Here is a 14,607-nt window from a genome sequence, read left to right as displayed (position 1 = left end):
CGGATGGCACGTTTTCATGACCTGAAAGTCACCGACATCCACAAAACCATCCGCGATGCGGTTGTCGTGACGCTTGAGCCTGTCAACGGCGCGGCGGATCAGTTCGATTTCACCGCAGGCCAATACCTGACGTTTCGCCGCGACTTTGACGGAGAAGAACTGCGTCGGTCCTACTCCATTTGTGCGGGCAAGGATGACGGGGTACTGCAAGTCGGGATCAAACGTGTCGAGGGCGGCGCATTCTCCAGTTGGGCCAATTCCGAGCTTAACGTCGGGGACGTTGTGCAGGCGATGCCACCGATGGGCAGCTTTCACACTCCGATCGATGCTGATGCGGAAAAGCAGTATCTCGGTTTCGCTGGCGGCTCTGGCATCACGCCGGTTCTGTCGATCCTGAAGACAACCCTGACCCGCGAACCCAAGTCCCGCTTTACGCTGATCTACGCCAACAAGGGCATCAACACGATCATGTTCCGCGAAGAGCTGGAAGATCTGAAAAACCTCTATATGGGCCGCCTGAACGTAATCCATATTCTTGAGGCGGATGCACAGGAGATCGACCTGTTCACCGGTCTGGTGACGCAGGAAAAATGCGCCGACCTGTTCAAACATTGGGTCGATATTCAGAACGTGGACACAGCCTTTATTTGCGGTCCCGAGCCGATGATGCTGGGGATTGCTGCAGCGCTGCGCGCGCATGGTCTTGACGACAGGCAGATCAAGTTTGAACTCTTTGCCAGCGCTCAGCCGGGCCGGGCCAAACGCAAGGAAGGTGCGGCAGATGCGGGCACGCAGGCGAACCAAACCAGCGCATCGATCACTCTTGATGGGTCCACTCAGACGATAACTCTGCCCAAGGACAAATCCATTCTGGACGCTGCCTTGGAAAACGCCATGGACGCCCCTTACGCCTGCAAGGCCGGTGTTTGTTCAACCTGCCGCTGCCGCGTTCTGGAAGGCGAGGTCGAGATGCTCGCCAATCACGCGCTTGAGGATTACGAGGTTGAAAAAGGCTATGTACTGAGCTGTCAGGCCTATCCGGTCACCGACCGCGTGGTCGTGGACTACGACCAGTAAAGGGAGAAGACAGATGACTGACACCATGACACTCGACAGCTATCTGGCCGCCGGCGGTGTGCTGACCAACCCGACCAATGTTCCGCCGCGCTACCGCGCCGAACTCATGAAGCTGATGGCCACGTTCGTGGACAGCGAACTTGCCGGTGCCGCCGGATTCGCAGACATCATCAATCAGGGTCCGGGAATCAAGGAACGTATCGCAGCCGCGAGGATTGTTCTTGAGAAAACGGATCACGCCGATCAGGTTCTCAGGATAATGGGTGAGTTTGGGGCCGATACCGAGAGATATGCCACACATCATCCGTGGACGGCCCGCCTGGATCGTGACGCAGATATCGGTGCGACCCGCAGCGCGCATGACATGCGCCTTGCGGTATTCAATTATCCGATCTCGGGCTGGACTGACGCCGTCATCATGAACCTGCTGATGAGCCGTGCGGTCATGGAACAACTGGCCGAATTTTCAATGGTTTCCTATCAACCGTTGGCCGAAGCGTTCCGCAGCATCGCCCCGGTCGAAGCCCATCATGGCGCGTTGGCGCTGGAAGGTGCTGTGAAGCTTGCCGGGAACGGAGAGACCGAGCAGATGCAGGATGCGGTTAACTATTGGTGGCCCCGTGTTGCTGTGTCCTTTGGTGGCGATGATCTGAAACGGTTTGAGCTTCTGAAATCGCTGGGCTTGCGCCACAATGGCAACAACGCCCTAAAAGAGCGATGGGTTCAGACAGCAGGCGCCGCCGTGAAACAGTTGGGCCTGAAACCACCGGCCTAGTTCTGTGTAAACGCCAAAGGCGCGTTGAGAGGCACTTCCGGGCGCGGGCGATGTGAAACTCGCCCGGCGGTGCAAATCTCCGAGTGGGATCTGGTCATCGCCTTAGGTATTGTTGGTCCACCAGGTTCTGAGAGCAATGACCTGACGTTTCACGCCGGCAGATTGCGGTATTGGTATTTTCCTCTTTTCATATCGGAGTGATTGCGCAAACTGAGCGTAATCAAGCGCCAGATAAAACTCACCAGAAGACAGTGCCTTGGCGGCCGTGCTGGCGCGAACAGGGTTTGAGGACATCACTGCCACAACGCACCGGAAGGAACCGCCATGGATTTTGCCCCATCACCGCGCGCCACGGAAATGTATGACCGCCTGAAAGCATTTATGGAGGCGCATATTTACCCGCGCATACGCGATCACAAAGAAGAAATGGCGGCAGGCAGTTTCCCGGTCTCGTTTATGGAAGATCTCAAGGCGTTAGCCCAGGCCGAAGGGTTGTGGAACTTGTTCCTGCCCAGCCTGCGCGACGATGAACCCGGCACCCGGCTGAGCAATCTGGAATACGCGCCGCTGGCCGAACTTATGGGGCAGGTGGCCTGGTCTTCGGAAGTGTTCAATTGCAGCGCGCCCGATACCGGCAACATGGAACTGTTGCACATGTTTGCTACTCCGGAACAGCGCGAGACGTGGCTGGTGCCGCTGTTGAACGGTGAAATCCGATCCTCTTTTGCGATGACTGAACCGGATGTGGCCAGTTCGGACGCGACCAATATTACCACTTCGATACGGCGTGAGGGGGATGAATACGTCATCAATGGCCGCAAGTGGTTCATCACAAACGCCTGCCACCCGAACACCAGATTGTTTATCGTCATGGGTAAAACGGATCCCAATGCGGATCGGCACAAGCAGCAGAGCATGGTCATTGTCCCAAGGAACACGCCCGGTTTTGAGATTGTTCGCAACCCCACCATTCTGAACATGCACGACCCCGAGGGTCATGCCGAGCTGGTCTTTAAGGATGTGCGCGTCCCGGTCAGCAATCTTTTAGGAGAGGAAGGCAGCGGGTTCGCTCTGGCGCAGGCCCGGCTTGGTCCCGGTCGCATCCACCATTGCATGCGATCGATCGGTGCGGCGGAAATGGCACTTAACCTGATGGTCGAACGCGCGCAGGAACGGAAGGCGTTTGGCAAGCAGCTTGCAGAACAGGGCGTGATCCGCGAATGGATTGCCAAGTCCCGGTTAGAGATCGAACAGGCGCGACTGCTAACCTTGAAAGCGGCCTGGAAGATTGATCAGGTGGGCGCAAAAGAAGCATTCCGAGAGATTTCATTGATCAAGGTCGTGGCGCCCAATGTGCATGCTGCTGTCACGGATCGCGCGATGCAGGTCTTTGGCGCGATGGGCATGACCCCGGATACTCCGCTGGCCGACAGCTATACCTGGGCGCGCGCGCTGCGTTACGCGGATGGGCCGGATGAGGTGCATTTGCAGGCCATTGCCAAGCAAGAGTTGAAGAACTCGAACTTTGGCATGTCGGCCCAATGGCTGACCCCTCCATCGCGCTAGGCCGGGGGCGGCATCAGGTCTTGCGCGCCCTGCTTTGTTTGAGCGGCAGAAACAGGGTATTTGTCCAGCGGCATGGGGCAGGAAGCGAAAGAAAGGACGTCCTGTGAAAATCCTACTGCCCTCTGACCTCGCGCACCCATGCGATGATGGTTTGGCGCGCTTCCACGTCCATTTGAACCGCTGAGGGTGGCGGCATGGCATGGCTGATTCCGGCCTGCAGGTAAATCTGGTCGGCGTGCCGGGCAACATCGCCGGGTGTTTCAAGATAAACCTTCTTGGGGGCCCATTTCATGGTGCCATAAACCGGCTCGCGGGCATGGCACATCGAGCAGTTGCCCAGCACAGTGTCATAGGCTTCTTCAAACCCCGCAGCCGACGCAAATTTTTCTTCGTAAGATGTCAGCGCCCTTGCTTCGGCGTCCTCCCATGTTTCGCCGGTTCTGACAGAAGACAGCCATGCGATCACGATCATGAGGATGACAGTAACACCCCAGGTCCAGTGCGGCCCTTTCCCGGTTGCGTGCATCGTGTTGAAGTAGTGGCGGATGGTCACGCCGGTCAGGAAGATCAGGCTGGCGATGATCCATGAATACTGGGTGCCAAAGGCCAGAGGATAATGGTTCGACAGCATCAGGAACACGACGGGCAACGTCAGGTAGTTGTTGTGCGTCGACCGCACCTTGGCGATCTTTCCATATTTGGCATCCGGCGTCCGACCCGCCTTGAGGTCTTCCACCACGATCCGCTGGTTGGGCATAATCTGGAAGAACACATTGGCCGTCATGATGGTTGCAGTGAACGCACCCAGGTGCAAAAGCGCGGCACGACCGGTAAAAATCTGATTGTAACCCCAGGACATGGCCACCAGAATCACGAACAGCAACAGCATCAGCGCGGTGGGTTGCTCACTCAGGCGCGACTTGCACATCTGGTCGTAAAGCAGCCAGCCGATGGTCAGTGACCCGCCCGAGATCAATATCCCCTGCCACAAAGCCAGATCCGCTTTGGTCGGATCAAGCAGGAACAACTCGCCCCCGACCCAATATATGATCATGAGCAAGGCCGCACCCGAAAGCCATGTCGTATAGCTCTGCCATTTGTGCCAGGTCAGGTGCTCGGGCATACGCGCGGGTGCGACCAGATATTTGACGGTGTGATAGAACCCGCCCCCGTGCACCTCCCACTCTTCGCCATAGGCCCCTTCTGGCAAGGCAGGGTTCGGCTTAAGCATAAGGTCGAGCGCGATAAAATAGAATGACGCGCCGATCCACGCCATCGCCGTGATCACATGCAGCCAGCGGACGGAAAAGGCCATCCACTCCCACAAAACAGCCAGGTCATACATGGCGGTGCTCCTACATATCCAAGTTCTTCGGCACTCTAGGTGATAGAGTTTTCATCGGGTATTGCTACGAAAGATCAAGCAGTATCAAAAATAACAATACAATGTCAGTCTACAGGATCACGCGGCGCAACGCTCAGCTTCCGCGATAGGTCGCGTAGCTGAAAGGCGAAAGTAGTAGCGGAACATGATAATGGGCGTGTTCGGACATTCCGAACCGGATCGGAATCAAGTCCAGAAAACGCGGGCTTTCAGGCGGCACGCCACTGGCGTCGAGGTATTCGCCCGCATGAAACACCAATTCGTATTCGCCTGTCGAAAACTCGGCTTCGGGAAGGATTTGTTCATCGGTGCGACCGTCTTCGTTGGTGAGCAGAGTTTTCAGCAACGCGCGGTCTGTTCCGTTGATCCGGAACAACTCGATCTTCATCCCATTGGCAGGGCAGCCCCGTGCCGTATCCAGGACATGTGTTGTAAGGTAACCGGCCATTTGCACCTCTCGCTAAGCATCGCTGTTACTATTGCAATACCCTTGCGGCAGGCAAAGGCAGTCTGTCAAAAGACTGCTTACAGTATTTTTTGAAAAACATAGGTGATTGTTTGGGTTATTCGTCTTTTCACCAAGAGGGAAATTGATGTGACGCGGTATCCACGAGACATGACCGGCTATGGCCGGCAAGTGCCAAACGCAAACTGGCCAAACGGGGCCAAAATCGCAGTTCAGATTGTGCTGAACTATGAAGAAGGCGGCGAAAACAACGTTTTGCACGGGGATGCCGCATCCGAGGCGTTTCTTTCCGAAATCACCGGTGCGGCCCCTTGGCCCGGGCAAAGGCACTGGAACATGGAATCCATCTACGAATACGGCAGCCGCGCCGGATTCTGGCGGGTGCATCGGCTTTTACAGGACCTTCCTGTTACGGTTTATGGCGTTGCCACAGCATTGGCCCGTGCACCGGCGCAGGTTGCGGCGATGAAGGCCGCAGGCTGGGAGATTGCCAGCCATGGCCTGAAATGGGTTGAGCACAAGGACATGGATGCGGAAGAAGAACGCGTCCAGATCCGTGAGGCGATCCGGCTTCATGCCGAGGTTGTGGGCAAACCACCGCGTGGCTGGTACACGGGCCGCTGTTCGATGAACACGGTCGATCTGGCCGCCGCCGAAGGCGAGCTGGCCTATATTGCCGACAGCTATGCCGACGATTTGCCTTATTGGGTCAAGGCTAGTGGCAAGGATCAGTTGATCGTGCCTTACACAATGGATTGCAACGATATGCGGTTTGCAATTCAGGCGGGCTATACCAACGGCGAACAGTTTGAAAGCTATCTCAAGGACAGCTTCGACATGCTCTACGCCGAAGGCCAAGCGGGCGAGCCGAAGATGCTTTCGATCGGACTGCATTGCCGTCTCATCGGCCGCCCTGGTCGCGCCATGGCCCTGAAACGCGCACTCGACCACTTCAAGAAACATGACGGGGTCTGGTTTGCCACCCGCGAACAAATCGCTGATCACTGGGCGCAAACGCATCCGCCAAGTCAACAGCTGACCCCGTCGGAAATGGACCGGCCAAATTTTGTTGCTGAATTTGGCGGTGTGTTCGAACACAGCCCGTGGATTGCCCAAGCGGCCTTTGATCTGGAGCTGGGCCCCACACATGACAATGCCGCAGGTGTTCACAACGCGCTGGCGCGCGTATTCCGTTCCGCCACAACCGAGCAGCGGCTTGGCGTCCTGACAGCCCACCCTGATTTGGCAGGCAAACTTGCTGCTGCGGGACGTCTGACCAAGGAAAGCACGGCAGAACAGGCTGGGGCAGGTCTGGACATGCTGACAGATGAAGAACGTGTGACCTTCACGACCCTGAACGACGCCTACACAACCAAGTTCGGCTTTCCTTTTATCATTGCGGTCAAGGACAACACCAAAGCAAGCATTCTGGAGGCTTTTCACCGTCGGATAGACAGTGACCGAGACACCGAATTCGCTGAGGCCTGCCGTCAGGTCGAACGGATTGCCGAGTTGCGGTTGATCGAGAAATTCGCGCAATGACATCCACGCTGAAACTCCGGCCACTGACCGCCGAGGCCTTTGCGCCGTTCGGCGATGTCATCGAGGTGTCTGGGGCGGTGGACAAATACATCAATCAGGGAAAATGCGCACGATACCATGATCGCGCCCAGCTGGATTTCCATGAGGGGCGCGCAGGGATCAGCGTTTTCCAATCCCGGGCCTTCAACCTGCCTATCAAACTTGAAATGGTCGAGCGCCACCCCGACGGCAGCCAGGCCTTTCTGCCGCTTTCAGATAAACCCTTTGTCGTTGTTGTGGCGCCCGACAACGCGGGTGTGCCGGGTGAGCCTGTTGCATTCATCACCGCGCCCGGACAGGGCGTGAATTATCACCGGAACACCTGGCACGGGGTTCTGACACCGCTTCATCCCCCCGGGTTGTTCGCCGTGGTCGACCGAATAGGAAACGGGCCAAACCTTGAGGAGTATTGGTTCCAGAACGCCTACACGATCACTGAATAGGGGACATTGCCGGAAGAGGGGCCGGCCCACGTAGTTTTTTGGGAGGAAAAACGCGATGTCAGATGCAACTTTAGGGACGCCGGAGCAGCTCCGTGACCCGAACTACACCCCGCCAATTCTGAAGGCGGTTCCTTTGGGAATTCAGCACGTGCTGGCGATGTTCGTTTCCAACGTCACGCCAGCGATCATCGTTTGCGGTGCGGCGGGTTTCGGGTTTGGTTCGAACAGCCCCGATTTCCCGCAGATGATTTACATGATCCAGATGTCGATGTTCTTTGCGGGTGTTGCGACACTGTTCCAGACCATTGGGCTGGGGCCTGTTGGTGCCCGCCTGCCAATCGTGCAGGGGACGTCATTTGCCTTTATTCCGATCATGATCCCGTTGGTGGTTGGAAAGGGCGTTGATGCGATTGCCGTATTGATGGGTGGTATAGTCGTTGGCGGCCTGTTTCATGCCAGCCTTGGGTTGTTCATTGGCCGTATTCGCTTTGCGCTTCCGCCCTTGGTTACCGGTCTTGTTGTCACCATGATCGGGCTTGCGCTTGTCAAAGTCGGCATCCAGTACGCGGCAGGCGGTGTACCCGCCATCGGTACCGAAGAGTACGGCTCTGGTCTGAACTGGCTCATGGCCGGAACTGTGATTGTTGTTACTTTGGGCCTGAAGTTTTTTGCCCGTGGTATGCTGTCGGTGTCGGCGGTTCTGATTGGCCTGTTGGTCGGCTACGTGGTGGCATTCGCACTGGGTCAGGTGAATTTGGGCAATGTCGGGCGCGCGTCTCCGTTTGCCATGCCGAACCCGTTTCACTTCGGTATCGAGTTTTCATTCGCGGCGATCATTGGGTTCTGTGCGATGTCTTTCGTGTCGGCTGTTGAAACGGTCGGGGATGTGTCCGGTATCACCAAGGGCGGCGCGGGACGCGAGGCAACCGACAAGGAAATTCAGGGCGCGACTTTTGCCGATGGTCTTGGAACTGCTGTATCAGGCATCTTTGGGGCCCTGCCGAACACGTCGTTCAGTCAGAATGTCGGCCTGATCGCGATGACCGGCGTCATGAGCCGCACGGTCGTAACCATAGGTGCCCTGTTCCTGATCATATGCGGGCTTATCCCCAAGATCGGCGCGGTGATCTCGTCCGTTCCGATCGAGGTTCTGGGCGGCGGTGTGATCGTGATGTTCGGTATGGTGGTTGCAGCTGGTGTCTCGATGCTGTCGGACGTGACGTGGAACCGCCGCAACATGGTGATCTTTGCGATTTCACTCAGCCTGGGTCTGGGCTTGCAATTAGAGCCCGGCGCTTTACAGCATCTGCCCGGAACTCTCAAAGTTCTGGCGACATCCGGGATATTGCCTGCTTCTATCATTGCCATTGTCTCGAATCTGGTTCTGCCCGAAGAGCTTTCGGATGAAGCGACGGAAGAGGTGTCCGGTGGAATGGCAGGCCACGGGTTGGGCTCTATCAAACAGGACGATCACGTCTGACCGGTTCAGCCCGGAATTGTAGATGAAAAAGCGGCGCACGTAGTGCGCCGCTTTTTGGTTTCAGGCCTGGCAGGCTTGGCCCATCGCTCACATAAGAAACGCGTATTTCGACGCGACGCTTAGGCGACCACACGGGGATGCCATCAGAAATCGACCTCAATCGCGATGCCTTTCTGTACGGCCAGCTCGACAACAGACGCAGCAACCGCCAGATCCTGAAGACCTACGCCAGTGCCATCGAACAACGTGATCTGATCGTCTGATGTCCGGCCCGGGTTCGTTCCGTTGATGACCGCACCCAACTGGACCAGGTCACTTTCCCTGATCAGGCCCTGTGCCACGGCGTGTTGAGCCTCGCCAATCGAAATCGACTGTGCGATTTCATCTGTGAATACAGATGCTTTGGCCAGCAACGCCGCCTCGACTTCCTGCTTGCCCTTGGTGTCCGTTCCCATGCACGCGATATGCGTTCCGGGGCTGACATGGTTTGCCATCAGCGATGGTGCAAAAGCCGAGGTGATCGAGATTATGACATCCGCTTCGGTCATGCCATCAAGTTCGACCGCTTCAAACGGAACACCGGCTTCACTGGCGACCTTTTCAATGTTGGGCAGCATCTCGGGGTGGTAGTTCCAGCCAAGGACCTTTTCAAAGGTGTGGGTCTCCAGCGCCGAGCGTAGCTGAAAGGTTGCCTGATGCCCGGCCCCGATCACACCGATCACCCGCGCGCCCGCACGGGCAAGGTGCTTGATAGATACAGAAGAGGCCGCTGCAGTGCGCAAGGCCGTCAAAAGGTTGCCGCCAACCATCGCCGACGGTTTCCCGGTGTCAGGGTCAAAAAGAAAAACAGTGGATTGGTGATTGATCAACCCGCGCTTTTCCAGGTTGTTCGGCCAATACCCCCCGGCCTTCAGGCCCAGTGTCAGCCCGGCGCGATCAAACCCGCCTTTAAAGCCGTACAGAGCGTCCTCATGCCCGATGGCTTCGCGCACGACAGGAAAGTTGTAGGCGTCCCCTGCGGCCATAGAGGCAAAGACCTGTTCGACGGCTTCAAAGGCCGCGTCGCGGGTCATGAGGTTGGCGATTTCGCGCTCGGGTACGATCAGCATGTCATTCTCCATTCAAAATTCGTGCGCCCGTGCGTTTCACCGACAAAAAGCGGGCGCGCACGGGCGACTGTCCGGCCATGTTTGGCCGAAAGCTTATTCTTTGAGCAATCAGGCTCAGTACGCGCGGCCGCGGGCTGACACTGGCCACACGCATTCGACCTTGCCATTCCGGACGCCCACATACCAATCATGTACGTTTGCGGTTGGGTCACAGTGCCCCGGCACCAACTTTAGCTTGTCATTGACCTTGAGCGCCCCGCTCGGATCCATCACGACGCCATGTTCATCCGAGCATTTGATGTATTCGACATCGTCACGCCCGAAAACAACAGGCAGACCGCTATCCACCGACTGAGCCTTGAGACCCGCATCGACGATTGCCTTGTCAGCCTTGGCGTGGCTCATGACGCTGGTCAGGATGAAGAATGCGTTTTCCCATTCGCCCTGGTCGATCCGGTTGCCGTTCTCGTCCAGGATGCGACCGTAATCGGCATCCATGAACGCATAAGACCCGCATTGCAGCTCATTATACACGCCCGAGTTGGATTCGAAGTAGTATGACCCAGTACCGCCGCCCGAGACCAGCTCGCACTCGATACCCTCGGCTTTAAGGCCGTCTACTGCGTCTTTGACCATCGCGATGGCGGTATCCAGTTTCTCCTTGCGTGACTCATAGCTGTCGAGGTGTTGCATTGCGCCCTGATAGGCCTGAATTCCGCTGAATTTCAGGTTGTCAGCAGCCTCAACCGCCTTGGCGATTTCAATCACTTCGGGTGTCGTTGTGACCCCGCACCGACCTGCGCCGCAATCGATTTCCACGAAGACTTCCAGCTGTGTTCCATGCCGGACTGCCGCCGCCGAAAGGTCAGCGACGTTTTCCAGATCATCGACACATACAATAATGCGGCTGCCCAGTTTTGGCAGGCGTGCGAGGCGGTCAATTTTGGCCGGGTCACGCACCTGGTTCGAAACCAGAACGTCCTTTATCCCACCACGAACGAACACTTCGGCCTCGGAAACTTTCTGGCAGCAGACACCGACGGCACCACCGATTTTCTCTTGCAGCTTGGCCACGTCGACCGACTTGTGCATTTTACCATGCACGCGGTGACGCATCCCGTGCGCTTTGGCATAATCGCCCATCTTCCTGATATTGCGTTCAAGCGCGTCGAGATCCAAAATCAGGCTGGGTGTCTGGATATCTGCTTCGTCCATGCCAGGCTTGGCCGGAATGTCGTAACCTACTTCGAACTGGTCGAGAGTGCTCATATCTTTCATCTCCGTAATCCTATACCGGGATTGTTTTTGTTGGGGAATATTCAGGCGTTCATCCAGGGCAGCCGGTCCAGATCGACATTGCCACCTGTAACAATCAGTCCGACACGCTTGCCCTTGAATGCGTCCGGGTTCTTGAGAACCGTGGCCAGCGGAACGGCCGAAGATGGCTCCATCACAATCCGCAGGTGCTTCCATGTCAGTTTCATCGCATCGATGATCTCCTGCTCGGAGGCAGTGTAAATTTCTGAAACGTGGTTCGATACGAAATGCCAGGTGAGATCCTTCAGCGGAACCAGCAACCCGTCAGCAATAGTCTTTGGAGCATCATCCGCGATGATATGACCGGCCTTGAAGCTGCGATAGGCGTCGTCTGCCTGTTCGGGTTCTGCCGCGATGACCGCTGTTTCTGGGGCCAGATTGGACAGGGTCAAACAGGTTCCAGACACCATGCCACCACCGCCGATTGGCGCAACGACCGCGTCCAGACCGTCGGTCTGCTCGATAAACTCTCGCGAACAGGTGCCTTGCCCGGCGATGACCCGAGGATCGTTGTAGGGATGAACAAAGTCACCGCCCGTAGCCGCCTGAACCTCGGCAAATGTCGCTTCGCGCGACGAGGTGGAGGGTTCGCATTCTGTAATCTTCCCTCCATAACGGCGGACCGTATCCTTCTTGGCCTGCGGCGCTGTCCGAGGCATGACCACGTTGCAGGGAATGCCCCGTTTCATCGCCGCATAAGACAGGCACGAGGCGTGATTGCCCGAAGAATGGGTGGCGACACCTTTTTCAGCCTGTTTCTCATCCAGCCCAAAAACCGCATTCGCAGCACCTCGTACTTTGAAAGCGCCTGGTTCCTGAAAGTTTTCGCATTTGAAGAACAGCTGCGCGCCTGACAGTTCATTGAGAAAGTCCGAAGTTCGCACCGGGGTGCGGCGGATATAGGGTTTGATCCGGTCATGCGCCGCAAGCATGTCTTCATAGGTTGGGATATACATTGTGCAATCCTTCATCATGCCGCGTTCTTCTGAACGGAACCGGGATGGCCGCGATAGTATTCCTGTGCGGCGGCAACTCCGGACCCCAGGTCGATATTCAGTCCCAGGTCAACCATGCACATCTCGGCAGTGGCGATCCCGGACAGAGCCATGACATCCGTCAGGCTGCCCAGATGCCCGATCCGGAACACCTTGCCCGCGACCTCACCAAGGCCCACGCCAAAGGCAACGCCGTATTTTTCAGCTGCGTGCGTGACAATATCCGTCGCGTTGAAGCCGTTCGGCGTACGGATTGCGCTTACGGTATCGGAATAGACCGCCGGGCTGCTGGCACAAAGCTCCAGCCCCCACGCCCCCACAGCGGCACGGACCCCTTCCGCAATCCGGTGGTGCCGGGCAAAAACGTTCTCCAGACCTTCACGCAGCAGCATAGAGCAGGCTTGATTGAGGCCATTCATCAACCCGACAGCGGGTGTATAGGGGTAAGCATTGTTGGCGTATCCCTTGGTCATGTCCCGGACGTCAAAGAATGTGCGGGGCAGAGTGCCGGTTTTGGTTGCTTCCATCGCTTTCCGGCTGAAACCGACGATGGCAAGGCCAGCGGGTAACATGAAACCCTTCTGCGACCCCGTAACGGCAACATCCACGCCCCATTCATCAAACCGGAAATCCATCGACGCGATTGATGAGACACCATCAACAAACAGCAGGGCCGGGTGTTGCGCGGCAGTCAGCGCCTTGCGCACAGCAGCGATATCCGACTTCACGCCAGTTGCCGTCTCGTTATGCGTGGCTAGAACAACCTTGATCTCATGGCTTTTGTCGGCGGCAAGGATTTCTTCGTACCTGTCAGCCGGCAGCCCATCGCCCCACGGGGTTTCGACGATCTCAACATTCAGCCCATGGCGCTGGCACATATCGATCCATCGATGGCTGAACATGCCGTTGCGGGCCGTCAGAACCTTGTCACCGGCGGACAGCGTATTGGTCAGGGCGGTTTCCCAGCCCCCGGTTCCGGTCGACGGGAAAATGAAGACTTCGGCGCTGTCGCTTTTCAGAATGTCCCGCACGCCAGCGCGCGCAGGATGCAGGATTTGCCCGAACAATGGCGAACGATGGTCGATCGTGGGCATATCGCAGGCTTTGCGCAGGCTTTCCGGGATGTTCGTCGGGCCCGGGATGAAAACGGGGTTTTGAAAGCTCATGGATGGTCTCCTTCCGTCCTTGCCAGCACAATAAGTTTCAGCAACCCGATTGGAAATTTTTTTGAAAACGCATTTCAGAATTCGTGATAAGAGATTTAACTTATAGTTGTCAGTGGGTTATATTTTTCATATCCTGAAATAGTCTTTCATAAATGATCAGAGGGTTTTTATGGAATTGCAAGACAATGACCCGAAACTCCGTCGCAAAGCCCGGGGAAGACCGCGGGGGTGGGATGACAAAACCGCGCAGAATACGATCAAATCACTGGATCGGGCGATGGAGGTTTTCGAATATCTGAGCCAGGCGCAAGGCAAAGCTCTTACTGAACTTTCAGATGAAATGCGTCAGGCTCCGGCCACCGTTTATCGCATCCTCGTGACGTTACAGGGCAGGGGCCTGGTCGAGTTCGACCATGAAGACCAGGTTTGGCACATTGGCCCGCAGGCGTTTGTGATCGGCTCGCGGTTTTTGCGTCGTACCAGTCTGGTGGAACGGGCAAGGCCGATCATGCGCAAATTGATGGAAACCACGGGTGAAACCGCCAATCTGGGAATTGAGAAAGAAGGTCTGGTGCTGTTCCTGAGCCAGGTTGAAACACATGAAAGTATCCGGGCGTTTTTTCCGCCCGGTACATTGTCACCCATGCACGCGTCGGGCATCGGAAAAGCGTTATTGGCCCACATGGACGGAGACAGATTGAACCGAAGGTTGGCCTCAGCGAATTTACAGGCTTTTACGGATCAGTCGATTACCGGCGCTGAGGCGTTGAAGAAAGATCTTGCAGCAATCAGATTGCGGGGTTTTTCCGTGGATAACGAAGAAAAGACTACGGGTATGCGATGCATTGCAGCACCCGTTTTCGATATCAACAGAGAGGCGGTCGCGGGGCTTTCAGTGTCCGGGCCAACCAGTCGCGTCGGAGCGGCCGAAATCGAACGGCTGAGCCGCCCGGTGATGGAAGCAGCGCGCCAGTTGACGCTGGCTATTGGTGGGACAGTTTTGCCACCGCAACCCTAAGGCTTTGCCGCCAGATTGCGGCGAACGCTGACCCCGGATCCGCTTGCCGCGCCACAACACCAACGCGCTGAGACGCGCATTGTGCACAGACAAACTCAACAGCAGAACAGGCGTGACTCTTACCGGTTATCTGATTTTCAGCTCCCCCTATTACTCTGCGACTTTTTGTTTGTGTTTATTGAACTGTTGGTCGAAGAGGTTTTTGAAGGGGCCGTTTTTCTGCATGAGTT

Annotated in this window: 13 protein-coding genes; 7 read left to right on the top strand and 6 right to left on the bottom strand. The window is 56.6% G+C overall.

Going from position 1 to position 14,607, the window contains the following annotated elements; genetic code table 11:
- Positions 1-3 precede the first annotated feature (3 nt).
- The 3 genes from ACR0ID_RS15955 (at position 4) to ACR0ID_RS15945 (ending at position 3,418) form a co-directional block, all read left to right on the top strand.
- A complete protein-coding gene (locus ACR0ID_RS15955) occupies positions 4-1,077 on the top strand; it encodes a 2Fe-2S iron-sulfur cluster-binding protein (protein ID WP_480521246.1) in 1,074 nt (357 codons plus the stop codon).
- Between the two features lie 13 nt (positions 1,078-1,090).
- Positions 1,091-1,852 (top strand): Phenylacetic acid catabolic protein, encoded by a 762-nt coding sequence (locus ACR0ID_RS15950; RefSeq protein WP_480521248.1) that lies wholly within the window; start codon positions 1,091-1,093, stop codon positions 1,850-1,852.
- Positions 1,853-2,176: 324 nt separating this feature from the next.
- Positions 2,177-3,418 (top strand): acyl-CoA dehydrogenase family protein, encoded by a 1,242-nt coding sequence (locus ACR0ID_RS15945; protein ID WP_480606915.1) that lies wholly within the window; start codon positions 2,177-2,179, stop codon positions 3,416-3,418.
- Between the two features lie 112 nt (positions 3,419-3,530).
- Here ACR0ID_RS15945 and ACR0ID_RS15940 read toward each other — a convergent pair whose 3' ends face one another.
- Positions 3,531-4,763 (bottom strand): urate hydroxylase PuuD, encoded by a 1,233-nt coding sequence (locus ACR0ID_RS15940; RefSeq protein WP_480476997.1) that lies wholly within the window; start codon positions 4,761-4,763, stop codon positions 3,531-3,533.
- A 133-nt stretch (positions 4,764-4,896) separates the two neighbouring features.
- Positions 4,897-5,250 (bottom strand): hydroxyisourate hydrolase, encoded by a 354-nt coding sequence (gene uraH, locus ACR0ID_RS15935; RefSeq protein WP_480496112.1) that lies wholly within the window; start codon positions 5,248-5,250, stop codon positions 4,897-4,899.
- Between the two features lie 147 nt (positions 5,251-5,397).
- On the opposite strand from uraH, the gene puuE reads away from it, so the two are divergent.
- From puuE to ACR0ID_RS15920, 3 genes are read left to right on the top strand one after another with little or no spacing between them, the layout of a single operon-like run.
- Positions 5,398-6,810 carry an allantoinase PuuE gene (gene puuE, locus ACR0ID_RS15930; protein WP_480606912.1) on the top strand — a complete coding sequence of 471 codons (1,413 nt, stop codon included), beginning with the start codon at positions 5,398-5,400 and terminating at the stop codon, positions 6,808-6,810.
- On the top strand, positions 6,807-7,292 hold the full coding sequence (locus tag ACR0ID_RS15925) for an ureidoglycolate lyase (protein ID WP_480478180.1): 486 nt from the start codon (positions 6,807-6,809) through the stop codon (positions 7,290-7,292). Before puuE ends, ACR0ID_RS15925 begins: the two co-directional genes overlap by 4 nt.
- 55 nt (positions 7,293-7,347) lie before the next feature.
- Positions 7,348-8,772, top strand: a complete 1,425-nt coding sequence (locus ACR0ID_RS15920) for a uracil-xanthine permease family protein (RefSeq protein ID WP_480606909.1) — start codon at positions 7,348-7,350, stop codon at positions 8,770-8,772.
- Between the two features lie 143 nt (positions 8,773-8,915).
- On the opposite strand, the gene bhcD is transcribed toward ACR0ID_RS15920, so the two are convergent.
- From bhcD to bhcA, 4 genes are all read right to left on the bottom strand, one after another.
- Positions 8,916-9,881 carry an iminosuccinate reductase BhcD gene (gene bhcD, locus ACR0ID_RS15915; protein WP_480606907.1) on the bottom strand — a complete coding sequence of 322 codons (966 nt, stop codon included), beginning with the start codon at positions 9,879-9,881 and terminating at the stop codon, positions 8,916-8,918.
- Positions 9,882-9,995: 114 nt separating this feature from the next.
- On the bottom strand, positions 9,996-11,159 hold the full coding sequence (bhcC, locus tag ACR0ID_RS15910; RefSeq protein ID WP_480606904.1) for a 3-hydroxy-D-aspartate aldolase BhcC: 1,164 nt from the start codon (positions 11,157-11,159) through the stop codon (positions 9,996-9,998).
- Between the two features lie 41 nt (positions 11,160-11,200).
- On the bottom strand, positions 11,201-12,169 hold the full coding sequence (bhcB, locus tag ACR0ID_RS15905) for a beta-hydroxyaspartate dehydratase BhcB (RefSeq protein ID WP_480496144.1): 969 nt from the start codon (positions 12,167-12,169) through the stop codon (positions 11,201-11,203).
- Positions 12,169-13,359, bottom strand: coding sequence for an L-aspartate--glyoxylate aminotransferase BhcA (gene bhcA / locus ACR0ID_RS15900; RefSeq protein ID WP_480606901.1), 1,191 nt, complete (start codon positions 13,357-13,359; stop codon positions 12,169-12,171). The genes bhcB and bhcA overlap by 1 nt, the downstream gene beginning before the upstream one ends.
- Before the next feature lie 169 nt (positions 13,360-13,528).
- On the opposite strand from bhcA, the gene bhcR reads away from it, so the two are divergent.
- Positions 13,529-14,377: an HTH-type transcriptional regulator BhcR gene (gene bhcR, locus ACR0ID_RS15895; RefSeq protein ID WP_480606898.1), complete on the top strand. Its 849-nt coding sequence runs from the start codon at positions 13,529-13,531 to the stop codon at positions 14,375-14,377.
- The last annotated feature ends 230 nt before the right edge of the window (positions 14,378-14,607 follow it).

The sequence above is a fragment of the Ruegeria sp. AL2 genome (assembly GCF_056540845.1).
The sequence above is the reverse complement of the archived record's forward strand: the minus strand, read 5'-3'. Positions and strand labels throughout refer to the sequence as shown.